Origin of the sequence: Bradyrhizobium sp. GCM10028915, assembly GCF_042666195.1 — a bacterium.
Classification (GTDB): domain Bacteria; phylum Pseudomonadota; class Alphaproteobacteria; order Rhizobiales; family Xanthobacteraceae; genus Bradyrhizobium; species Bradyrhizobium canariense_D.
Map to the genome: position 1 here is coordinate 20,194 of NZ_JBHTFN010000003.1, position 21,043 is coordinate 41,236.

At 64.7% G+C, this 21,043-nt stretch carries 26 protein-coding genes; 15 read left to right on the forward strand and 11 right to left on the reverse strand.

Translation table 11 applies throughout. From position 1 onward, the window contains the following. The first annotated feature begins 36 nt into the window (after window positions 1-36). Window positions 37-381, forward strand: a complete 345-nt coding sequence (locus ACFQX9_RS01830) for a DUF1491 family protein (protein WP_018458488.1) — start codon at window positions 37-39, stop codon at window positions 379-381. On the opposite strand, the gene ACFQX9_RS01835 is transcribed toward ACFQX9_RS01830, so the two are convergent. Continuing rightward, on the reverse strand, window positions 378-1,364 hold the full coding sequence (locus ACFQX9_RS01835; RefSeq protein ID WP_085352274.1) for a DUF2336 domain-containing protein: 987 nt from the start codon (window positions 1,362-1,364) through the stop codon (window positions 378-380). The genes ACFQX9_RS01830 and ACFQX9_RS01835 overlap by 4 nt on opposite strands. Before the next feature lie 254 nt (window positions 1,365-1,618). Between ACFQX9_RS01835 and ACFQX9_RS01840 the strand changes: the two genes are divergently transcribed. Both ACFQX9_RS01840 and ACFQX9_RS01845 read left to right on the forward strand, forming a co-directional pair. Beyond that, window positions 1,619-1,807: a hypothetical protein gene (locus ACFQX9_RS01840; RefSeq protein WP_027516916.1), complete on the forward strand. Its 189-nt coding sequence runs from the start codon at window positions 1,619-1,621 to the stop codon at window positions 1,805-1,807. A 15-nt stretch (window positions 1,808-1,822) separates the two neighbouring features. Continuing rightward, the gene (locus ACFQX9_RS01845) at window positions 1,823-2,584 is read left to right on the forward strand and encodes a hypothetical protein (RefSeq protein WP_085395547.1); all 762 of its coding nucleotides are present in this window, start codon (window positions 1,823-1,825) and stop codon (window positions 2,582-2,584) included. Here the strand turns inward: ACFQX9_RS01845 and ACFQX9_RS01850 are convergent. Beyond that, complete coding sequence (locus ACFQX9_RS01850; protein WP_204510691.1) at window positions 2,581-3,438, reverse strand: LysR family transcriptional regulator; 858 nt, start codon at window positions 3,436-3,438, stop codon at window positions 2,581-2,583. The two genes, ACFQX9_RS01845 and ACFQX9_RS01850, sit on opposite strands and share 4 nt — an antisense overlap. 95 nt (window positions 3,439-3,533) lie before the next feature. On the opposite strand from ACFQX9_RS01850, the gene ACFQX9_RS01855 reads away from it, so the two are divergent. Next, window positions 3,534-4,361 (forward strand): MBL fold metallo-hydrolase, encoded by an 828-nt coding sequence (locus tag ACFQX9_RS01855; RefSeq protein ID WP_026233595.1) that lies wholly within the window; start codon window positions 3,534-3,536, stop codon window positions 4,359-4,361. Between the two features lie 9 nt (window positions 4,362-4,370). Here the strand turns inward: ACFQX9_RS01855 and ACFQX9_RS01860 are convergent, their stop codons facing one another. The 3 genes from ACFQX9_RS01860 to ACFQX9_RS01870 form a co-directional block, all read right to left on the reverse strand. Further along, window positions 4,371-4,964 (reverse strand): amino acid synthesis family protein, encoded by a 594-nt coding sequence (locus tag ACFQX9_RS01860; protein WP_018458494.1) that lies wholly within the window; start codon window positions 4,962-4,964, stop codon window positions 4,371-4,373. Window positions 4,965-4,973: 9 nt separating this feature from the next. Then, the gene (locus tag ACFQX9_RS01865; protein ID WP_377786317.1) at window positions 4,974-5,837 is read right to left on the reverse strand and encodes a fumarylacetoacetate hydrolase family protein; all 864 of its coding nucleotides are present in this window, start codon (window positions 5,835-5,837) and stop codon (window positions 4,974-4,976) included. Window positions 5,838-5,930: 93 nt separating this feature from the next. Continuing rightward, the gene (locus ACFQX9_RS01870) at window positions 5,931-6,632 is read right to left on the reverse strand and encodes a GntR family transcriptional regulator (RefSeq protein WP_018458496.1); all 702 of its coding nucleotides are present in this window, start codon (window positions 6,630-6,632) and stop codon (window positions 5,931-5,933) included. Between the two features lie 112 nt (window positions 6,633-6,744). On the opposite strand from ACFQX9_RS01870, the gene ACFQX9_RS01875 reads away from it, so the two are divergent. The 4 genes from ACFQX9_RS01875 to ACFQX9_RS01890 all read left to right on the forward strand — a co-directional run bounded on the left by ACFQX9_RS01875 (window position 6,745) and on the right by ACFQX9_RS01890 (window position 11,269). After that, window positions 6,745-7,737, forward strand: coding sequence for a zinc-dependent alcohol dehydrogenase family protein (locus ACFQX9_RS01875; RefSeq protein WP_247300175.1), 993 nt, complete (start codon window positions 6,745-6,747; stop codon window positions 7,735-7,737). Between the two features lie 16 nt (window positions 7,738-7,753). Then, a complete protein-coding gene (locus ACFQX9_RS01880) occupies window positions 7,754-8,659 on the forward strand; it encodes a VOC family protein (protein ID WP_018458498.1) in 906 nt (301 codons plus the stop codon). A 75-nt stretch (window positions 8,660-8,734) separates the two neighbouring features. Beyond that, a complete protein-coding gene (locus ACFQX9_RS01885) occupies window positions 8,735-9,712 on the forward strand; it encodes a tripartite tricarboxylate transporter substrate binding protein (RefSeq protein WP_377786320.1) in 978 nt (325 codons plus the stop codon). Window positions 9,713-9,889: 177 nt separating this feature from the next. Then, complete coding sequence (locus tag ACFQX9_RS01890; RefSeq protein ID WP_377786565.1) at window positions 9,890-11,269, forward strand: carbohydrate porin; 1,380 nt, start codon at window positions 9,890-9,892, stop codon at window positions 11,267-11,269. A gap of 34 nt (window positions 11,270-11,303) precedes the next feature. On the opposite strand, the gene arsC is transcribed toward ACFQX9_RS01890, so the two are convergent. Genes arsC through ACFQX9_RS01905 form a run of 3 tightly spaced genes read right to left on the reverse strand, consistent with a single transcriptional unit; the run spans window position 11,304 to window position 12,761 of the window. Beyond that, window positions 11,304-11,705: an arsenate reductase (glutaredoxin) gene (gene arsC, locus ACFQX9_RS01895; protein WP_204510695.1), complete on the reverse strand. Its 402-nt coding sequence runs from the start codon at window positions 11,703-11,705 to the stop codon at window positions 11,304-11,306. Then, a complete protein-coding gene (locus ACFQX9_RS01900) occupies window positions 11,702-12,406 on the reverse strand; it encodes an MIP/aquaporin family protein (protein ID WP_085395543.1) in 705 nt (234 codons plus the stop codon). The genes arsC and ACFQX9_RS01900 overlap by 4 nt, the downstream gene beginning before the upstream one ends. Continuing rightward, window positions 12,399-12,761 (reverse strand): helix-turn-helix transcriptional regulator, encoded by a 363-nt coding sequence (locus tag ACFQX9_RS01905; protein ID WP_018458503.1) that lies wholly within the window; start codon window positions 12,759-12,761, stop codon window positions 12,399-12,401. The genes ACFQX9_RS01900 and ACFQX9_RS01905 overlap by 8 nt, the downstream gene beginning before the upstream one ends. Window positions 12,762-12,890: 129 nt before the next feature. On the opposite strand from ACFQX9_RS01905, the gene ACFQX9_RS01910 reads away from it, so the two are divergent. The 3 genes from ACFQX9_RS01910 to ACFQX9_RS01920 all read left to right on the forward strand — a co-directional run bounded on the left by ACFQX9_RS01910 (window position 12,891) and on the right by ACFQX9_RS01920 (window position 15,923). After that, window positions 12,891-13,208 carry a helix-turn-helix transcriptional regulator gene (locus ACFQX9_RS01910; protein ID WP_018458504.1) on the forward strand — a complete coding sequence of 106 codons (318 nt, stop codon included), beginning with the start codon at window positions 12,891-12,893 and terminating at the stop codon, window positions 13,206-13,208. A 50-nt stretch (window positions 13,209-13,258) separates the two neighbouring features. Further along, on the forward strand, window positions 13,259-14,626 hold the full coding sequence (locus tag ACFQX9_RS01915; protein WP_377786323.1) for an NAD(P)-binding domain-containing protein: 1,368 nt from the start codon (window positions 13,259-13,261) through the stop codon (window positions 14,624-14,626). A gap of 115 nt (window positions 14,627-14,741) precedes the next feature. Further along, the gene (locus ACFQX9_RS01920; RefSeq protein ID WP_018458506.1) at window positions 14,742-15,923 is read left to right on the forward strand and encodes an MFS transporter; all 1,182 of its coding nucleotides are present in this window, start codon (window positions 14,742-14,744) and stop codon (window positions 15,921-15,923) included. 12 nt (window positions 15,924-15,935) lie between these two features. Here the strand turns inward: ACFQX9_RS01920 and ACFQX9_RS01925 are convergent, their stop codons facing one another. From ACFQX9_RS01925 to ACFQX9_RS01935, 3 genes are read right to left on the reverse strand one after another with little or no spacing between them, the layout of a single operon-like run. Next, window positions 15,936-16,736: an ABC transporter permease gene (locus tag ACFQX9_RS01925; protein WP_018458507.1), complete on the reverse strand. Its 801-nt coding sequence runs from the start codon at window positions 16,734-16,736 to the stop codon at window positions 15,936-15,938. After that, the gene (locus tag ACFQX9_RS01930) at window positions 16,733-17,329 is read right to left on the reverse strand and encodes an ATP-binding cassette domain-containing protein (RefSeq protein ID WP_018458508.1); all 597 of its coding nucleotides are present in this window, start codon (window positions 17,327-17,329) and stop codon (window positions 16,733-16,735) included. The genes ACFQX9_RS01925 and ACFQX9_RS01930 overlap by 4 nt, the downstream gene beginning before the upstream one ends. A gap of 3 nt (window positions 17,330-17,332) precedes the next feature. Continuing rightward, the gene (locus ACFQX9_RS01935) at window positions 17,333-18,367 is read right to left on the reverse strand and encodes a Cj0069 family protein (RefSeq protein ID WP_204510700.1); all 1,035 of its coding nucleotides are present in this window, start codon (window positions 18,365-18,367) and stop codon (window positions 17,333-17,335) included. Between the two features lie 481 nt (window positions 18,368-18,848). On the opposite strand from ACFQX9_RS01935, the gene ACFQX9_RS01940 reads away from it, so the two are divergent. The 4 genes from ACFQX9_RS01940 to ACFQX9_RS01955 all read left to right on the forward strand — a co-directional run bounded on the left by ACFQX9_RS01940 (window position 18,849) and on the right by ACFQX9_RS01955 (window position 20,980). After that, window positions 18,849-19,082: a hypothetical protein gene (locus ACFQX9_RS01940; RefSeq protein ID WP_026233600.1), complete on the forward strand. Its 234-nt coding sequence runs from the start codon at window positions 18,849-18,851 to the stop codon at window positions 19,080-19,082. A gap of 16 nt (window positions 19,083-19,098) precedes the next feature. Continuing rightward, window positions 19,099-20,007, forward strand: coding sequence for a DUF1259 domain-containing protein (locus ACFQX9_RS01945; protein WP_377786326.1), 909 nt, complete (start codon window positions 19,099-19,101; stop codon window positions 20,005-20,007). Window positions 20,008-20,161: 154 nt separating this feature from the next. After that, window positions 20,162-20,473, forward strand: a complete 312-nt coding sequence (locus tag ACFQX9_RS01950) for a hypothetical protein (RefSeq protein WP_377786328.1) — start codon at window positions 20,162-20,164, stop codon at window positions 20,471-20,473. Between the two features lie 318 nt (window positions 20,474-20,791). Further along, window positions 20,792-20,980, forward strand: coding sequence for a hypothetical protein (locus tag ACFQX9_RS01955; protein ID WP_377786330.1), 189 nt, complete (start codon window positions 20,792-20,794; stop codon window positions 20,978-20,980). The last annotated feature ends 63 nt before the right edge of the window (window positions 20,981-21,043 follow it).

The following is a 21,043-nucleotide window of genomic DNA, read 5'->3' on the forward strand; positions in this document are numbered from 1 at the left end:
TGGTGCTGATTGCAGCGCTGTCCTATCGTGCGCTCCATGCGTTTGAAATCAAATATCTGGGTCTCAGCCTATCTGCGCCGGTGCCAGACCGAGGGCGTGTACGGCGCGGTGCGGCGTCGCGGCGCGGAGGAGGCGGGTGCGGTGTTCGTGAAGGTCTCGCTGCTTGACGGCAATGCGATGCTCTATGTGCCGGCGCCGCAGACCTCTTATGACGACGGTCGGCCGGTCGATCGCTTCTTTGTGCCGCTTGCGCCGCAACCGATGCCGGAGCCCGCGGTGGAGGAGCGCCTGACCAAGGAAATCCGCTTCGACTCCGATATCTGGATCGTCGAGACCGAAGACCGCGCCGGGCGACATTTTCTCGAGCTGGCGAAGGCCTAACGATCCGATCCGTCAGTCCCTGTCCGCACCGCGGGCGCGGAGCCGGGCTGCACGCCCGGGCGCGTCTGGCTTGCGCCCGCACGTGCGCGCTGGCGCTCGCTGTCATGCAGCGAGGGCTGGTACTTTGCGCGGGTGACGGCGAGCGTCGAGCCGCGCCAGGCGGCCAGCATCACCAGCGCCGCGCGATCGCTGAGGCGATCGTAAAGACGCGACAGCCGGTACACGTCGGTCACGGAGTTGCCGATCTCCGGCTTGAAGAACAGCAGGATACGCTGGAACACCGGGCTCGGCATGTCGAGCGCGCGCGCGGCGACTGCGAGCGCTTCGCCGCTTGCATCGTCGACGATCTGGGCTGCGACGCGCGAGGGCAGGATCAGGCTGTCGCCGAGCTCGGAGGTGAAATTCTCGACATCGCCCGCGATCGCCGCCATCTCGAGGATCTGGATCGCGCGCTTGGCGCGCACGATCGGAATCCGCGGCGCCGCCTTCAGCGGGGTCTGCGCCAGATTGTGCAGGATCAGCGCGCGCTCGGGGGCGCCGGCGCGGAAGAACATGTCGTGGATATCGGCCGCGTCCGTTGGCTGCATTGCCATGTTCGAGGCCATGCGCAGCTCGGCGTCGCTTGGCGTGCGAACCGGCAAGGGGGCAGGAGGGGGAGCAGAGGCGGGCGCCGGGATTTCGCGCGCGAGCGGAACCCTGCGGCCCTCCTGCGCGGCCGACAGTCCGAGCTTCTGCATGATCGGGGCGGGCGTCGACGGATAGATCGCAAGCCGCGCCTTGACGGCCGCGCGCGTCGCGTCGTCGACCTGGTCGATCAGTCGTGTGGCGAGCTCGACGAACTGGCGCTGCTCGTCGTCGCTGTGGGTGCTCGACTGGACATAGAGGTCGGTCAGCACGCGCAGCAGCGTCGGACGAACATCGACGCCTTCGCGACGGGAGAGGGTCATCAGCCCGTCGAATCCTGGAAACAACGACTTGGTCATGGAGAGATACGCGACCTGGAAGAGATACTCGCCGGCAGCCTATCGCGGGCTCCTTTAAAGGCTCGTTAAGGAAAACGAGGCGTGAAGCCGAACGCCTGCTTTGAAGCGTTCTCGTGCCGCAACGGGACGGTGGGTCCCGCCCGTGCGGTTACGGTGCCGCCGGCACGTTTACACCCCGTTAACCATGAACTGATCTTAATGATCCCCATGTTGCAGAGGCGCGCCGGGTCGCGCGGCAATTGAAGAGAGCTGATATGGGGACCATCATCGAATTTCCGGCGGGTCGCCGGGTGAGCGCGTCGGGGGACGTGGCTCCGCGCGCGGACATGGGCACGATTTTGATCCTTCCCGTGATCCGCATCGAGCGCGAGAGCGACGAAACCAGCGGCGATCACGGGCCGGAGCAGGGCACAGCGCCGGGGCGCCGTCGTCGTCGCCGCTAGCCTTCGGCCTTTGCAATGCCGGAGAACCTCCGCCAGATCCGGCCCGTCGTAACGGCCATCATGCTCGCAGTGCTGGGCGCGACGCTTGCCGCCTGTAGTGGCGGCGATTTCGGCCGGACCCGCGCCGACATGCGCAGCGACGACATGCATCGCTGGCTGGGCGCGGAAGTCACCTCCAGCGTCGGTCTGAAGCCATCCCAATTCCAGCTCACCGACGAGGAGCGCCAGCTTCGCGACCTCGCCTATCCCCTGATCGAGCCGCCGCTGTCGCGGCCGGCCTGGAAGAGCGTGTTCGGCGACTACAAGGCGCTGCCCTCGCCCTGGCGGCAAAAGATCGTGTTCGATCGCACCATGTACGGACGCACGCTGATCGACGAGCCGCACCGTTCGCACTCCTCGCGCTATACGCAGCTGATGGAGGACGTGCGCAACGACATCACCCGCTTCGAGCCGTTCTTCGCCTCCGCGATCCGCGTCATCGACCTCGACAAGAAGCGCAATGCCAGCATGGCGCGCGTCTCCTCCCTCTCGCCGAAGGAGAAGGAGGACGCGGTCGAGCGCATGCAGGAGAATTCGCTGATCATCCAGTGGGTGCAGCAGTGCCTCGAGCAGCGCGTGTCGTCCTATCGCTGGGGTCTGGAGCGGCTGGTGATCCAGGCGCCCGACGGCATGGCCGCCGATGCCGACCGCCTGATCGGCGAACTCGCCGCCCAGACCGCCAACCCGCCGGTCGCGGCCCAGCCGCCCTACGGCCGTGCGGTCGTCTCGAAGGGTTAGGATTTTCCGCGGGCGCGCGATCGTTGCCCCGCGGGCTTGCGCCGCTGCTTCCGGAGCTTGCTGACAAGATCCTTCAGCGCATCCGGTAGCGGCACGGATGCGCGATAGGCGAGCCCGACCTCGCGCTTGACCTTGACCTCGATCTCGCGCACCGCGACATCCGGATTGCCGCGCGCTACGCCTTCCGGGACGATGGCGATGCCAACGCCGGCTGCGACCAGCGCCATGGCCCAATCCTCTGATTGCGCGATCGCCGCGGTCTGTCGGGCCTGCGGGTTGCGGCGGAAGAACTCGCTTTGCTCGCAATGGCAGCGGTCGATCAAGGGGACGCCGGCGAGATCGGCGGTGCGAAGCTTCTCCTTCAGGGCCAGCGGATGCGACGGCGGCAGCGCTGCGACATAGCGCTCGCTCCACAGCGCCACGAAATGTTCGTCAGCGCGCAGCATGCTCTTGGAGATGATCCGCGCGTCGGCGCGCTCGTCGCTGCCGACGAGGCGGAGTGCGATGTCGGCGCGCGCCGTCAGCGGCTTGAGCAGTGCGATCGTCCGGGGCACGTCGAGCGTGCGCATCAGGCCGAGCGTCACATTGGTTTTGGTGCTCGGTCTCCTGAACAGGCTCCGCGCCGCGTCGGTCTCGTCGATGATGCGGCGGGCGAGCGTGTGAAACTGCTCGGCCGAGGCGGTTGGCGCGACGCCCTTCTTGTGCCGGATGAACAGCGTGGTGCCGAGCTCGGCCTCCAGATGGGTGATCGCGGTGGAGATCGACGGCTGCGAAACGAAGCAAACGCGCGCCGCCGCGGTCAGGTTGCGCTCACGGTAGACGGCGGCGAAGTAGCGGAGTTCGCGTATGTCCATAGGATATGCCTAGAGATATTATCAATATTCGATATTTTACCTATGGATCTAGCGATGACAAGAACGCTCTGCTCACAACAGGCAGGGAACGCGCGATGAAAATTCACCATCTCAACACCGGCACGATGTGCCCGATGGGGCGGCGCCTCGTGAACGGCACCGGCAGCCTGTTCCAGCGCGCCCGCATGGTCTGCCATTGCCTGCTGGTGGAGACCAATGACGGGCTCGCCCTGGTCGATACCGGCATTGGACTTGGCGATATCGCAACGCCCGATCGGCTGGGACGACGATGGCTGCGGCAGACCGCGCCAAGGCTCGATCCGGCGGAGACGGCGGTGCAACAGGTGAAGGCACTCGGCTATTCCCCCAAGGACGTGCGCCATGTGCTGCTGACCCATCTCGACCGCGATCACGCTGGCGGCGTGCCGGACTTCCCGCATGCCGCGATCCATGTCCATCGCGCCGAATACGACATGGCGGTGCAGCGCAAGCCGGCGCCGCCGGAAGGGCGCTATGTCACCGGGCAGTGGAGCCATGGACCGAGCTGGACATTCTATGGCGAAGCCGGCGAGGACTGGTTCGGTTTCAAGGGCGTGCGCGCCCTCGGCGACGCAGAGGCGGACATCCTGATGATCCCGCTCGCCGGCCATACGCTCGGCCATTGCGGTATCGCGGTGCGATCAGGCGACAAATGGCTGCTGCACGCCGGCGACAGCTATTTCCATCACGGCCAGCTCGACGCATCGCCCCGCATGCCGCTGGTGCTGGGCTATTTCCAGCGTCGCGCCGACATGGACCGCGGCATGCGGATCGCCAACCAGGTGCGACTGCGCGCGCTGAAGCTGAACCACGGCGAACGCGTCACGATCGTCAACAGCCATGATCCCGTCGATTACGAGCGTTGCCGCTGCAACGCGCATTGATCGCGCCCGTCAGCGCTGTCCGTCGTGCGCGGAGATCGCGGATGCCGCGAGGCCTCCGATGCGCGCGTGAGGCCGGCCGCCGGTCGCCATCACGAGCCCGAAGGCGATCTCGTCGCGCCGTGGTGAATCCCACAGCGTCATCTCCGCGGTGCCGAAATGGCTGCGGACATAGGCGGCGTGGATGTGCCCGAGCGGAACCATGAGCCGCGTGCCCGGACCGCCGATGGTCTTCGCCGCCGGAACGATCGCCTTGGGCTGACCGAGCACCTCGCGCATGCCCTGACCGCCGGCCTCGTGCCAGACCGCGCCGTGCTCGAGCTCGCCGTCCTCGCCGACGATGATGCCCTTGCCATAGGCTTCGATCTGCGCGGCGCCGCCGAGCTGCGCGATCAGCCGTGTTGCGAGCTCGCGCCCGAGTTCGCGCAAGGATGCCTGAAACGGCATCAGGTCGGGTTCGAAGCGGCCCGCGAAAGGATTGCGGATCACCGCAATGGCCGTCCCGACCAGCAGAGGCTTCTCCAGCCGGGGGCCGCGCTCGTGCCAGGTGGTCTCGACGCTAAGCGCGGTCTTGCGGATGTCATGGGACACGTCTTGAGACGACATGCGCAGGCGCTATGCTTCGTCGGCGACGGGATTGCGCAGCACGCCGATGTTCTCGATCTCGACCTCGACCACATCGCCGGGCGTGAGGAAAACAGGCGGCTTGCGAGTGAAGCCGACGCCGGCCGGCGTGCCGGTGGCGATAACGTCGCCGGGGACGAGGTCGAAGATGGTCGAGCTGTACTCGATCAGCCGCGGAATCGAGAAGATCAGCATCGAGGTGTCGGACGACTGCACCACCGCGCCGTTGACGCGCGTCTCGAGCTTCAATTTGGTGGGATCGCCGATCTCGTCCGGCGTCACGAGCCATGGTCCGAACGGGCCGGTGCCGACGAAGTTCTTGCCGGAGGCGATCTGCTGGGCGTGACGCTGCCAGTCGCGCACGCTGACGTCGTTGTAGATCGAATAGCCCGCCACGTGATCCCAGGCGTCGGCCTGGCTGATGTGACGGCCGCTCTTGCCGATGACCACGGCAAGCTCGCCCTCCCAGTCGAAATTGTCCGAGACTTTCGGCCGGATCACCGGCGCGTTGTGCGCGACCTGGGAGCGCCAGACCCGGAGGAAGATCGGCGGAAATTCCGTGATCTCGCGCTTCATCCCGAACGCCACGGCTTCATTGTGGTGGTCGAGATAATTGCGCACGGCGCAGACGATCTTCTCCGGACGCGGGATCACCGGCAGATATTTGACGTCACTGAGCGCCATCGTGGGCTTGTGCCCGGCGACGATGGCCTCGCGCCGCGCATAGTCGTCGCTGCCGAGGAAGTCCGCGAGAACAGGATACTGGGGCAGGGCGCGACCGAGATCCACCACGCCATTCTCGGCAACGGCGCCCCAGCTCTCCCGATTCCCGTCCAAGAACGACAGCAGCTTCATGGTACGCCTCAAAGGTTGGCATTTTCGATCTTGCCTATTATTTTCGAAAATCAGGCGAGGCGCAAGCCCGCGGCGATAAAAAGCCGTTGCCGCCTATTCGGTATCGAGCAGATGCGCGGCGTAGGTCGCCACGTTGTCGGCGGTCGTGCGGATATGCGCCTCGATCAGCTGCACCGCGAGATCCGGATTGCGCGAGATGGCGGCTTGCATGATCGCCTGGTGCTCGCCGGCCTTGTCGCGCGGGCGGGGGCGGAAATTGGCCGAAAGGTGCCGATAGCGCTCGGCGCGATCGAACAGATCGGCGCGAATGGCGAGGAGTGTCGCGGAGCCGCAGGCGGACACCAGCGCCTGGTGGAATTGGCGGTGGGCGATCTTCCATTCGGGATCGCGCAGGGGATGTTCCGGATCGCGCTGCTCGATTCGCTTCAATCTGTGCAGGGTCGAGATGACGGCGATTTCCCAGTCGTCGTCGCCCCGCTCGATCGCGCGGCGGATCAATTCCACCTCGATCAGCACCCGGGCATCGGTGACTTCCACCAGGTCCTGGCGGCTGACCGGCGCCACCCGAAATCCGCGCTGCTCCTGCGCGTCGACCAGGCCTTCGGCGGTAAGCGCCGTCAGCGCCTCGCGCAGCGTCGTGAAACTTACGCCGAATCGTTCGCGCAGGACGTCGAATCGCAGCGGCTCGCCCGGCGCCAGGCCGCAGGCAATGATCTCCTCGCGCAGCCGATGGGTGATGTCGGCGGCAACGGTCTTGCCGAATTCCTTGCGGGAGCGAATGGCGCTTTCGGACATGATTTCTGTCATTTGAATCGATGGCTCAACATGCCGCGCCAACGACCATCTTGCAATAATTTTCGTAAACGGTATGATTTTCGAAAATATAGCTGGGGAGGCGTGTGACATCATGAGAGCGGTGCTGGTGCGTCAGCCGGGTGGGCCGGATGCACTCGAGTTGGTTGAGCTTCCGGTGCCTGTGCCCGGACCAGGCCAGGTGCAGATTCGCGCCGAAGCGTTCGGCGTTGGGCAGCCCGATGTGCTGATCCGGCGTGGCGTCTACAAATGGATGCCGCCACTGCCGGCCAATCCGGGCAACGACGTCGCCGGCCGCATCGCCGCGCTCGGGTCCGGCGTCGAGGGGCTTGCGATCGGCCAGAAGGTGCTGCTGAGCGCACGCGACCTGTCGCAGCGCGGCGGCTGCTACGCCGACTATGTGGTCGCGCCTGCGGACGCCATTCATGTGCTGCCCGACAATGTCGATCTGCAGGCGGCCGTGTGCCTGTCGAACTACCAGGTCGCTTACGCGCTGCTGCACGAGTGCCGCCATCCGCGCGCACCGGCGAGCGTGCTGGTGATCGGGGCGGCGGGTGGTGTCGGCACCGCGCTGGTACAGCTTGCCAAGCTCGCACAGATGAATGTCATCGGCACGGTCTCCACCGAGGAGAAGGCCGCATTCGCGCGGGGCAACGGCGCCGATGAGATCATCTTCTACCGCCGCGAAGACGTGGTGGCGCGGGCCCGCGAGCTGACCAAGGGCGAGGGCGTCGGCCTCGTGCTCGATCACGTCTGTGGGCCTGAGTTCACCGGCTATCTCGGCGCGCTCGGCAAATGGGGGACGCTGCTGTCGTACAACGCCTTCGCCGGGTTGCCGGAAGAAAACCTGATGGCGGCGATGCGCGACCATCTCGACATCTGCCCGGCGATACGCTGCTTCTCCTTTCATATCTACGACCACGATCGCGACGGGCGTCGCGCGCTCATGCGCAATGTGATTGACGCGCTGAGCCGCAATGCGATCAAGCCGGCGATCTCGGCGGTCCTGAAGCTCGACGAGGTCAGGCAGGCCCACACGCTGCTCGAGCAGGGCTCCGCGCTCGGCAAGATCATCATGACGCCATGAGGGGGTGGATCGCACAATGACGACACAAGCACCCATTGCACGCTTCACCCGGCTCCGGCACGCGAGCTTTGCCTCGCCAGATCCCGAGCGGTTGCTCGACTATTACCGCGCCGCGATCGGTCTTGGCCTCGTCGGCCGCGACGGCAACCGCATCTTCCTCGCCAACGATGCCGAGCAGCTTTCGCTGGTGATCGAACCCGGCCACGCGGCGCTGACGAGCATCGCCTTCGAGATAGCTCCCGATGTCCAGATCGAGACGCTCGGCGCGGCGCTGAAGCAGGCCGATCTGCGGCCCGAACTTCAGAGCGATCCCCTGCCTGGCGTTTCCAGGCTGCTGTCGTTCAGCGATCCCGAAGGAACGCGCTTCGAGTTGATCCAGGGCTGGACGCCGACGCCCGCGCAGGAGCGGATCGGAGCGCTTGCCGTCAGCAAGATCGGCCATGTCGCGCTTGCTACGCCCGATCCGCGCGCGGCCTCGGAGTTCTACGCGAACATGATGGGCCTGCGCGTCTCCGACTGGATCGAGGATCGCTTCGTGTTCATGCGCAGCGGCTTCGAACATCACACGCTGAACTTCGCCCGCGCGCCCGTCCGTGGCCTGCATCATGTCGCGTTCGAGCTGCGTGGTGCCGCCCACATGCACGAGGCCTGCGATCATCTCGCGCGGCACAAGCTGCCGGTTCTCTGGGGGCCGGTGCGTCATGGCCCCGGGCACAACACCGCGATCTACCACCGCAATCCCGACGGGCATGTGGTCGAGCTGTTCTTCGATCTCGACCGCATGACCGACGAGGCGCTCGGCTATTTCGAGCCGCGTCCCTGGCATCGCGATCGACCGCAGCGGCCAAAAGTCTGGGTCGGCCTGCCGCGCGACGTCTGGGGCATGCCGCCATCGCCTGAATGCACGGAGTTCGCCCGCTAGCGGATCAAACGCGAGTTGAAGAAACGCCGCCTCGTCGCGGCCAACGATAGAACAACCAAAAGGGAGGACGCATCCATGCAACGGATGAAGCGGCTTGCTGCGGCGATTTTTCTGTTTGGCGGTTTTTTCGCAACCACTTCGGCGTCGGCGGAGAATTATCCGTCGCGCCCGATCCGGCTGTTGCATGGATTTGCCGCCGGCGGCGCGGCCGACACGCTGTCGCGCATCATCGCCGACGGGCTCTCGAAAAAGCTCGGGCAGCCGATCATTGTCGAGGCCAAGCCGGGCGCCGGCGGCAACATCGCCGCGGATGCCATCGCGAAGGCGGCGCCCGACGGCTACACGATCGGGCTCGTCACCGGCGCTCACGCCATTTCCGCGGCGACCTACAAGAGCCTCGCCTACCAGCCGGCCGAGAGCTTCGAGATGATCTCGACGCTGGTCTATTACGCGCTCGTCATTGCCGTGCGTAGCGACTATCCGGCAAAATCGCTGGGCGAGCTCGTCGCCATGGCAAAGCAGAAGCCCGGTGCGCTCAGCTTTGGATCGGTCGGTTTCGGCAGCACGCACCATCTTGCAGGAGAGCTGTTGAACGCAGCCGCCGGCGTCGAGATCGTGCACGTGCCCTATCGCGGCGATTCCCAATCCGTCACCGCGCTGCTCGGCGGAGAGGTTCCGGTGATCGTCGGCACGCCGGTCCTGCTCGCCCCGCAGATCCAGGCCGGTGCGATCCGCGGCCTGGCGGTGACCTCGCCGAGGCGCACCGCATTGTTGCCCGACGTGCCGACCGTTCAGGAAGCCGGGATCAAGGGATATGACGTGCGCACCTGGGCCGGCCTGCTGGCCCCGAAGGGAACGCCGCCCGGCATCATCGCCGCACTCAATGCGGCGACGCTGGATGCACTCAGGGATCCCGACCTCAAGCAGCGCCTGGAGACCGCCGTCGGCGGCGAGGTTCGCGGCAGCTCGCCGGAGGAGATGAAGACGCTGATCGAGACCGAGATCAGCAAATGGATCGGCGTGGTGGAGCGGGCGAAGATCCCGAAGATCTGATGGTCGAAGTGCAAAAGTGAACATAGTACCGCCTCGCGCATGCGGTAGTTAACAGCGCGCGAATCGGATTTCCGCGCCGGCGCACATTGTTCGACGGCCCGCTTGAATGTCGGGCAGCGGCGTGCGTCATTGATCGCTCGGGAGGTGAGCGTGGCCGCCAGAGCAATCAGGTATTCGATGCGGGCGTTGATCGTTGCGGCTTGCCTGGTCGCGGCTGCCCAGTCCGCGGCTCAGGAAGACAAGAAAACCGACGACGACAAGCCTGCCGATCCCGATACAGGCGAGAGCACCATCGAGGAGAAAACGCTCGGGCTGCTGCCGAACCCCTGGCAAAAGTACGGGGTGAAGTTTGCGGCCACCTATATCGGCGAGGTGCTCGGAAATCCGACCGGCGGTCTGAAGAAAGGTGCGGTCTACGAAGGCAGGCTCAATCTCGCCGTCGATCTGGATTTCGAAAAACTCGTCGGCATCGACAAGCTGACCTTTCACGCCAACATGTTTCAGATCCACGGCGAAGGCCTCTCGCGCTCGAATCTGCAGAATTTCTTCGTCGTCAGCGGGATCGAAGCGTTGCCCTCGACGCGACTCTACGAGGCCTATTTCGAGAAGCAGTGGGGCGACAAGAAACTATCGCTCAAGCTCGGGCAGCTGGCGGCCGACAGCGAGTTCTTCAATACCAAGTACACGGATGTGTTCACCAACGCCTCGATGGGTTGGCCGGCGATCACGTCGCTTGCTTTGCCAAGCGGCGGGCCGTCGCCGCCCTTGGCGGCCGTGGGCGCGCGCCTCCTGTGGAACGTGACGGACCAGTTGTCCGTCCTTGGCGCGATTTTCGACGGCGACCAGGCCGGGCCCGGTTCCGGCGATCCGCAGGAGCGTAACCGGTATGGCGTCAATTTCCGGGTCAACGATCCGCCGCTTCTGCTCGGCCAGGTTCAATATGCCTGGAATAACAGGAAGGGTGACCCGAACTTGACCGGCCAGTTCAAGGTCGGTGGCTGGCGTCATTTCGGATCGTTCGGGGATCAGCGCTTCGCATCCAACGGCGTCTCGCTGGCCGCGCCAACGAGCAGCGGGGAACCGCGGCTCTTGTCGGGCGATATTGGAGCCTGGGCGGTCTTCGAGCAGCAGATTTATCGGATGCCGACCAGCGACGATCGCGGCATCGGCATTTTCGCACGCGTGTCCGGCGCGCCGGCTGACCGCAATCTGGTCGATGTCTATGCAGATGGCGGCGTCGAGCTCATCGGGCTCAGCAATGCACGCCCCGACGACAAGTTCGGCATTGCCGCCGGATATGCGCATGTCTCAAAACGGGCCCAGACGCTCGACGCCGATTATACCAGGTTCGTCGATCCGCGCTGGCCGGTGCGAAGCTTCGAGGGGCTGCTCACGGCCGTCTATCAATACCAGATCAAGGATGGCTGGACCGTTCAGCCGAACTTTCAATACATCGTCCATCCCGGTGGCGGCGCGACGGCTCCGGCTAGTCCGCTGCCGGGACGGGCATTGCGCAATGCCTCGGTTTTCGGATTGCGCACGACCCTGAAATTTTAAGTCGAGGCAAACGCGAGTGAGGCCATGTCGGCAATCATCGCGCCTCGACCACCTCGCCATCCTCCTTCACGAACCGGCCGACGGGATTGTCCAGGAGATCGATGACGGCTTCCGAGGGCCGGCACAAGCGTGTGCCCTTGGGCGTCACCACGATTGGACGGTTGATCAGGATGGGGTGCGCGAGCATCTGGTCGATCAGCTCGTCGTCCGACCATTTGGGGTCGTGGAGGCCGAGCTCCTTGAAGGGCGTGCCTTTTTCCCGCAGCAGCGCGCGAACGGAGATGCCGAGGGCCTTGACGAGCTCGACGAGCTTTTCGCGCGACGGCGGCGTCTTCAGATACTCGATCACGTCGGGCTCGACGCCGCTCTGCCGGATCATCGCCAGCGTGTTGCGCGAGGTGCCGCAGGCGGGGTTGTGATAGATCGTGACGCTCATCGGGTTGTCTCCGCGATTGGGATGGGGCCTCGCGCCTGGGGCTGTCCGAGCAGCCAATTCATCAACAGCATGGCGGCTAAGGCTCCGCAGAGCTCCGCGAGAATGAATCCGGGCAGGTCGGCGGGACGTATGCCCGAGAACGTGTTCGTCAGCGACCTTGCGATGGCCACGGCCGGATTGGCGAATGAGGTCGAGGCCGTGAACCAATAGGCCGCCGTGATGTACAGGCCGACCAGCCAGGGGACCGCCGTCCGCTGAAACCGGATGCCGGCCAGGATCGTCGCGATGAGGCCGAAGGCGGCGACGGCTTCGGCGAACCATTGCGGTCCCCCGGTTCGCATCTTCGCCGAGAGGTCGATCAACGGCAGTCCGAACATCAGATGCGCCGCCATCGTTCCCGCGATGCCGCCGGCAACCTGCGCGACGACGTAAAGCGCGGCGTCGTTCACCGGTAGCTCGCGCTTGCCGGTGAAGACCAGCGTGACGGCCGGATTGAAGTGCGCGCCGGAGATCGGTCCGAGCACGGTGATCAGGACGACCAGAATGGCGCCGGTCGGCAACGTGTTGCAGAGAAGCGCAAGCGCGACATCCTTGGTCAGCGTCTCCGCCATGATGCCGGAGCCGACCACGGTGGCGACGAGAATGCCCGTGCCGAGCGCCTCGGCCGCGAGGCGGCGCGGAAGATCGAATTGATCAGGCACGGCTCCGCTCCCTTCGTCTCGGCTTGCAGCAGGCTTGCAGGGTTTCGACGACCGGCTCGCAAACTTCCGGCCGCCCGCCGCAGCAATCCCGCAGCAGGAAGACCGCAACGTCGCGGAATTCGGTGAGGTTGGCGCGGTAGACGATCGAACGGCTGTGCCGCTCGGAGGTGACGAGGCGCGCGCGCGTCAGGATCGACAGATGGGCAGATAGCGTGTTCGATGGGACTTCCAGCAGGCGGGCGAGATCGCCCGCCGCAAGGCCATCGGGCTCGTGCCGGACAAGCGTTCGGAACGCCTCCAGTCGGGTCGGCTGGGACAGCGCGGCGAGCGCCAGGACGGCTTCTTCTGTTTCCATATATCCAGACTTATGGAACTAATTGGAACGCGTCAATCCGGAATTCCATGGTGGGCGACCGAATAGTTATTTCGAATATTCTAGAAATATGGTTTGACAGTTGACATCGGCAGGCGCATCGTGGCGGCCATGAAGATCGACGACGCAGCAGCACGCCTCGAAGCTTTGGGTAACCGGACGCGACTCCAGATCTACCGGGCCCTGGTCCGGGCCGGGCACTCCGGCATGCCCGTCGGTCGCTTGCAGGACAAGCTGAAGGTACCGGCGTCGACCCTGTCGCATCACATCAAGACCCTGGTCTCGGTCGGGCTCGTCAGCCAGGTCCGGGAATCGACGACTCTGATTTGCCACGCAAACTTCGACGCGATGCGGGGTCTGGTCGATTTCCTGGCGGCGGAGTGCTGCGCAGACGAAGTCGGATGCAAGACGACGCAAACGGCGGCGTGATTTTTTTGGCTGATATTGTTCGATGATTCTAGAAGTATGGGAGAAGCCGAATGAACGCTAAGACGGTCGCCATCATCGGGGCAGGGCCTGTCGGACTCGCAGCAGCTGCGCACGTCCTGGAGCGTGGCATGTCACCCATCGTTCTGGAGGCAGGATCCGAAGCGGGGCACGCGGTGCGCCAGTGGCAGCAGGTCCAGCTCTTCTCGCCGTGGGAGTACAATGTCGACAAGGCCGCCGCGCGCCTGCTCGCGCCGACGGGATGGAATTCGCCGGACCCGAGCGCCTATCCGACCGGCGGCGAGCTGATCGATCGATATCTGACGCCGCTTGCGACGCGAACGCCATTGCGCGAGGTGATCCGGACATCCAGCCGTGTCTCCGCTATCAGCCGCGTCGGCTTCGACAAGGCGAAGACGAAGGGGCGTGAGCTGGCCCCTTTCGAAATCCGCTACCAGAACGGCAAGGGCCCCGAAGTGCTGCGCGCCGATGCGGTGATCGACACATCAGGTACATGGTTCTCGCCCAATCCTGCCGGAGGTAATGGTCTGCCCGCGATCGGCGAGCGTGAATGCGCTGGCCACATCGCCTACGGCATGCCCGATGTCCGGGGGGCCGGTCGCGCCAGATATGCCGGGAGGACCGTTGCGGTGCTCGGCGCTGGCCACTCCGCGGTGGGCACACTGATCGATCTCGTGCATCTCGCGGGCGAGGCGCCGGGGACGCAAGCTATCTGGCTGTTGCGCGCCGCCGATCCCGCCAAGGCGTTTGGTGGCGGCCGGAATGACAAGCTCGCTGCACGCGGAGAGCTCGGCAGTGCGTTCGCTGCGCTCGTTGCCTTCGGCAAGATCAGGGTGGAAACCGAATTCGGCGTCACGCATCTGGCTGAGACCGAGGGCCGCCTCGAGATCGCGGCCGGCTCGGGTTGCAGCGGACGGAGCGTGATCGTGGACGAGCTGATCGTCTCGACGGGCTTTCGTCCCGATTTTTCGTTCCTGTCCGAATTGCGCCTGCGGCTCGATCCCGCTATCGAGGCGCCGGTCGCCCTGGCGCCGCTGATCGATCCTAACGAGCACAGCTGCGGCACCGTGCGCCCGCACGGCGCCCGCGAGCTCGCGCACGAAGAGCCGGGCTTCTACATGGCGGGCATGAAGTCGTATGGTCGCGCGCCAACCTTTCTCATGATGACAGGATATGAGCAGGTGCGCTCGATTGCGGCCGATCTCGCCGGCGACAAGAAAGCCGCCGCAAGGGTGGAGCTCGTGCTACCGGAGACCGGCGTCTGCACGCGCGGCGGCGTCGAAGCCGCCGGCGCCGTATCAGGATGTTGCGGTGGGCCGGCGAAGCAGGAATCAACGGCCTGTTGCGCCGCCGACGAAGCAGCAAAGAAGGCCGGCGCTTCGGGGTGCGGTTGTTTATGAAGTCGGTTCTTGCAGCTGATGCCGGAGAGTTATCCATTGTGGTTCGTGCGCCGTTTCGGCGTGGGGGCGGGAGGACAGCATTCGTAACTTGAGCGGCCGGTCTCTGATCGCGGTGATGTGCATCGGCCAGGTCGGCAATCTGCTGCCGCACGTGACGCTATCCGCCAATCTGGCGCAGCATCTGATGCCGACGTGGGGCCTCTCGGCGGCCGAAGGCGGCTTGATGGCGAGCGGTTACGCGTTCGGCTACATGCTCGCCGTGCCCGTGCTGACGACATTGACCGACCGGATCGACGCACGGCTCGTCCTGCTCTGGGGTTCGATCGTCAGCGGGCTGGCGACCGCAGCGTTCGGAATCTTCGCGCAAGGGTTTTGGTCCGCGACCGCGATCTGGTCCCTGGCAGGGCTTGGATTTGCCGGCGCCTACATGCCGGGCCTGAAGGCGCTGACGGATCGGCTTCCCGCCGGCGATAGTTCACGCGCCGTCACGCTATACACGTCGAGCTTCTCGGTCGGCGTCGGTCTCTCGTTCCTGGTCGCGCAGCTGATCGCCGACCGTTGGGGATGGCGGACCGCCTTTCTTGTCACCGGCTTCGGTCCGATCGCGATGGTCGTCGCGTGCCTTCTGATGCAGGAGCAGCGGCCCGCGCCGAAGGCGGGGCGTCTGCTCAACTTCGCGCCCGTCTTCGCCAATCGCGAGGCGCTCGGATACATCTTCGGCTACGGCGCCCATTGCTTCGAGCTCTACGGCATCCGCACCTGGCTGGTCGGGTTTTGGACCTTCGTCGTCGCCCATCAAGGCGCCCCGTCGTGGTTGAGCCCCGTCGTGCTGAGCTTCTGCTTTGCGGTGATCTCGATGCCGGCCAGCATCCTCGGCAACGAGGCCGCGCTGAAATTCGGGCGCCATCGCGCGATCACGGTCGTGATGATCGCGTCGGCTTGCGTCGCGCTGGTCATCGGCCTCAACGCGACAGCGCCGGCATGGGTGCTGGCACTGCTGCTGCTCGTCTATGGCCTGACCGTGCCGGCGGATTCGGGCGCATTGACCGCCGGCATGTCGGCCGCGGCTGTGTCCGAACATCGCGGCGCGACCCTGGCTCTGCATTCGACGGTCGGCTTCGGCCTGTCGGCGGTCGGCGCCTGGGGCACCGGCGCCGCCCTCGATGCAGCCGGCGGCCCGCAGAGCGCGACCGGCTGGCTCTTGGCGTTCAGCGTCCTCGCGGTCGGGATTGCACTGGGGCCGCTGGCGCTGCTGTGGGCGCGGAAGGTGCAGCCTGGTGGGGCGAAGTCGATATGAGGTCGCGCAATTCTACTCGGCGGTGGAAAATCGATCGAGGCGCAATCGATGCCGATGATCGGTCAGAAGGCGAGCGCCTCCCGTCACGGCGGCGAGCGTCCCCAATCCCGTCCCGCCGGCGATCAAGAACATGATCAAGAGTTGATACTTGACGGCGTCGATCGGTTCGACGCCTGCAAGGATTTGACCGGTCATCATCCCCGGCAAAGAGACAAGGCCGATCGCAGCCATGCTGTTCATGATTGGCGTGAAGCCGCTTCTCAATGCGTCCCGCAGGACCGGCAGCAACGCCTGATACCGGGTACCGCCAAGAGCAAGGCAAGCTTCGACGGCGGCTCGTTCGCGCACCAGTGTATTCGTCAGCACGTCCAGGCCCAGGCTTATTCCCGTCATGGTGTTGCCCAGGATCATGCCCAACAATGGCAGCGCATAGCGCGGATGATACCACGGATCCGGACGTAGCTCCGTCAGGAGCGCGAACATCGTGACGGTACCGGCCGCCAGCAGCATGCATCCCGCTCCTAAGCCATAGCTCCAGATACCCGGCAGGCGTCGCTTTTGCCGAGCGACGATTTCCCGTGACGCGAAGAGAACCATGATGACGGCGGCGAGGGCGGTCCAGAGCGGCGAGACCGCGGCAAACAGGAACGTCAATACGTATCCAACGAGCACCAGCTGAAGCACCATCCGCACGGTGGCGATGGCCAGCTGCTTTTCAAGCTTGAGGCGGAGAGCGAGCGAGAGAGCGCCGTCCATGACGACAAGGAGCGCGGGCAGAACCAAATCGCCGTATGCCAAGTGAATGTAATTCACGGCCGATTGTCCTCGATCCCGCCGTCGGCATTCATCACAATGACCCTCGACCCGACGCGGCAGGCCTGGGCGTTGTCGTGAGTGCTCCAGACGACACTCGTTCCGTTCGAAATGCGTTCCGCGATCAAAGATTCCACTGCCGCCGTCGATGCCGAATCGAGGGCCGATGTCGGCTCGTCCAGGAGAAGAACCCGCGACCGCAGCATCAGCGCCCGCACTAGCCCCAGCCGTTGTCGCTCGCCGGTCGACAGTCTTTGGACCGGCCAGGGACCGCAACTGCACGGCAACCCCAGTCTCATGACCAGCGGTAAGGCATCATCCCAGCAGCTGAAGTGATCTTGCACGATGTCTGACCACCAGCCCGGCTCGGCAGCGAGGTAGGTCACCCGCTTGCGCCAAGCCGGAGCGGGCATGGCCTCCCTGAGCGTTCCGTCCAGTTCGACCATTCCTTCGTTGGGATCGAGGTCCGCGATCGAGCGAAGGAGCTGGGTCTTCCCGGCGCCAGAAGGCCCTTGCAGGGCGACGCATTCGCCGTCCTGCAAGTCGAATGAAACGGAGAGGTGCAAGCGCTTGAGCGCGCGGACCGTCAGCATGTGTCAAAGCTTGCGCCGGAGCCGATCGGCAACTCGCCTCGCGATCTCCGCCGGCGCCTCGTCCGGATAAGGATGCACCGAGCTGACATTGATCTCGCCGAGGACATAGCTGTCGGTCCCGTCGGGAAGGACCGGACCAAGCATGAAGTCGGCGTCCCAAATCGCAGGCAGGTCAAGTCGCGCAATATCCAGCAACGACGTCAGCTGGGGCGTCCACTCGTCTTCCATCAACCGACGCAGCCGCTGGAAACGCGGCTCTGCGTTCGAGGTGTAGAGGCGCGGTCCGGCCTCGGAACGGGCGGCCGGCGAGTCGACCAGGGCTTTGACCTTGTGATAGCCGAAGCCGGCACAGCGATCGCCCGCCATGTAGCAACGCACCACGCCTTCGCTTAAGCGAGGCTGGAATGGTTGGTCGATCACGCTGCCGTTCTCGAAATACTCCGCGCAACGACGGAGAAAATCATCCAGCGTCAGTTCCTCGGGCGCGTCTTTCGTCGCGTCCAGCACCTTTATCATGGAGGAGGTCGGCAGACTCTCGACCTTCCAGACGCCTTGGCCGCCATTGCCCCGGTTGCGCTTGATCACGCGCGGACCAGCGGCGAGCCGTGTCGGCAACTCGGCGCGCATGGCCTCGGCGCTTTGATATAACGCCGTGTCGCATCCCCAGCCCATCGAGCGGGTACGATAGAGTACCTCCTTGGTGCCCATCTTGAGGATGACATCGGGATGAGCGCTGACCCACACGCCCTGAGCCGCGACGTCCCGCAGCAATGCGTCGAGACCAGCGCGATCTCGACGGTCTTGAATGGGGTTGACCCAGACCAGCACGCCGTCAATCGCGAGCAATTGTTCACGAACGTCCTCGGCGAAGCTTTCATCATAGATCGCCGGCTGGGCTTCAATGCCGACGGCGGCGAGTGCTTCGAAGACGTGTACGAAGCGGCTGTTTTGCGCCGTCGCATCCCGCCGCGCGGCAGCGTCTCCGCGTGAGAGGATGGCGACGGTGTGTCGATGAGAAGGGTGTCGTTCGATGTCCATGCGCAAGCTCCACGAATGGCGTGCTGCGCAGAGCTTGGACCGAGGCCTCACGGGGAGTCTGCTTTGTCCCCACGCAAAGGACACTAGCGGGGCCGTCCGCGAGTTTCAAGACATGGCTGGCGCGGTTCCGCGGAGCGGTGAATTCTTTGTGACGTTCGTCGGCGACTTCGGTGGGCCGCCCGAAGCCTACGCCCGTTGACAGCCGCCGCCCTCGGGTTTTTACTTGGGGTTCGGGGATGTGCGATCTCCCCGTGAGGCGACATGCCCAAGGATCGCGTCCTGATCACCAAGGGCGCACCATGTCATCATACTTTCCTCGATTGCATCCGGCAGACTGGCTCGATTTCTCGGCACGGCGTCCGCGCCGGTCGCATCGCTGTGCGCATTGATGCCCGCGGCCTGTTGCGCCGTGTTGGCACCGAGTAGGGGAAGATCGCGAAACGGACTTCACTTGGGGCAGGACAAGACCAGGAGAATGATCATGCGAACACGAGCAATCTTCCGCACGGTCCTGTTGCTTGCGATCGCGGGCGTGCTGTCGAGCGCGCACGCTCTGACACAGGAGGAGTTGGTCGCCAAGATCCAGGCGGCCGGCTACGCGCAAGTCAGCGATATCAAGTCGACGGCTGAAGGCGTCACCGCCAAGGCGGTGAAGAACGGCAAGGCGGTGACGCTGGTCGTCGACAGCAGTGGTCGGGTTAAAGAGCGAAACTAAGCCGAGGAGTAGCACGATGAAAAGAATCATCTGGGCCGTGGTCGGCATTGGCGTCTGCCTTCTTGCATTTCGCTTCGGCCCCTTCATCCCGGCATATGCCCAGGATGCCGACTGGCAGAAGGTGGACGAGACCCTGGGCCGCAAGCCCGCCGTCTCGGACGACGTCCGCCGTTACGGCTTTCCCCGCACCGATCTCTCCGTGACATTGGACGGCGTCGCGATCAAGCCGGCGCTGGCGCTCGGTGGCTGGATCGCGTTCAAGCCTGCGCATAGCGGCGCCATGGTCATGGGCGACCTCGTGCTGCTCGAGACCGAGATCAATCCGGTGTTGGCGAAGATGATCGCGAGCGGGCTCGAGATCACCGCCGTGCACAATCATCTGCTGCGTGCGAGCCCGGCGACGTTCTACATGCACGTCGCCGGACATGGCGACCCGGTCAAGCTGGCCGCGGCGATCCATGATGCCCTGGCCGAAAGCAAGACCCCGCTGACGGTCACGGCGCCGGCGAATCCGCCGCCCGCCATCGACCTCGACACGGCGAAGCTCGACCAGATCATCGGCGTCAAGGGGCAGGCGAACGGCGGCGTCTACCAGTTCAACGTGAAGCGGCGCGACCCCATCACGGAGGACGGCATGCTGTTGACCCCCGTCGCCGCCATGGGCGTCGCAATCGCCATCAACTTCCAGCCGACGGGCGCGGGTAGGGCGGCCATTACGGGCGACTTCGTGCTGACCAGCGACGAAGTGAACCCGGTTATCCTCGCGCTTCGGACGCGCGGCATCGAGGTGACCGCGCTGCACAGCCACATGCTGGACGAACAGCCTCGGCTCTTCTTCATGCACTTCTGGGCCAACGACGATGCCGTCAAGCTTGCCGAAGGCCTCCGCGCGGCGCTCGACAAGACGGCGAGCACGAAGAGCTGATCTCGGCGAAGGAGCTGCGCACATAGATGTTCGGTGAAACGGAGCTCGGCCGAATTCGTGCGCTAGCGCCGCAGTGCAGCAGTGAAACGGATCCGATCGTTCCGAACCCGAGCTTGTGTCTGTCGTTATCCTTCAACGAACCGAGGAGGAAACAATGCGTGTCCTAGTGATCACCGCGGCAGTATTACTGTCTTGTACGCTCGGTCCCTCACGCGCCGACGAGACGGCTCCTGCACGTCAGGCGCAGGCGACCGTTCCGGTGCAGCCGGATCGAACTCCCGAGCAAGCTGAACAGGCCCGAGACCAAGACAGGAAGAACGCCGAAGACGTTAAGATCGAACGTGATTGGAAGGCGCAAGGCGGCACCGATGGCGATCGCGCCGGCCGAGCCGATCAATCGGATCAGGATCATCAAACGGTGGGACGTGATTGGCGGGCCCGGCCTGACAACGCCGAGCGCCGTTGAGCCAAAATCAATCATCTGCGGTCCAAGCCGACAGCGACATATATGGGTGACACGTTCACGAGCACCAGCAGGTGACGAGAAGCTTGGTCGGATCCGCGCCGTCTAGTGGTTAGAAACAAAGCTTCGCGGCCACCGTAGCACCGTCCGTTCTCTGGGCCTTAGCCGTCATCCCTTCCCTGACTGCCTGGTGCCTCAACGGGCACCAGGATTCCCATACTGCGCTCACCCTGAGGGAGTGGATCGGTAGCCGGACTTCCCCGCTTGACCTTTTTTCGCGCCGTGAGATTTTTAAGGGTCCGAAAAAAGCCGGGGGCGGCGATGAAACTGTTGAACGAATACCTGGAGCGTGCCGTCGGTCTGGAGAAATTGGCGGCGGGCGAGCAGGATTCGACCTTCAAAACTCAGCTGTTGAACCAGGCGGCGGCTTACAGAAAGCTGGCGGCAAAGCGCGCCTTGGAATACGGACTGCCGCCACCAAGCCCGCCTGAAGAACCGCCGCAGCCCTGAGAGAGTTAAAAGATCGATCTGGATCAAGGCCGCCTGCGGCCGTGCGGCTGGTCAGCGAGGGGG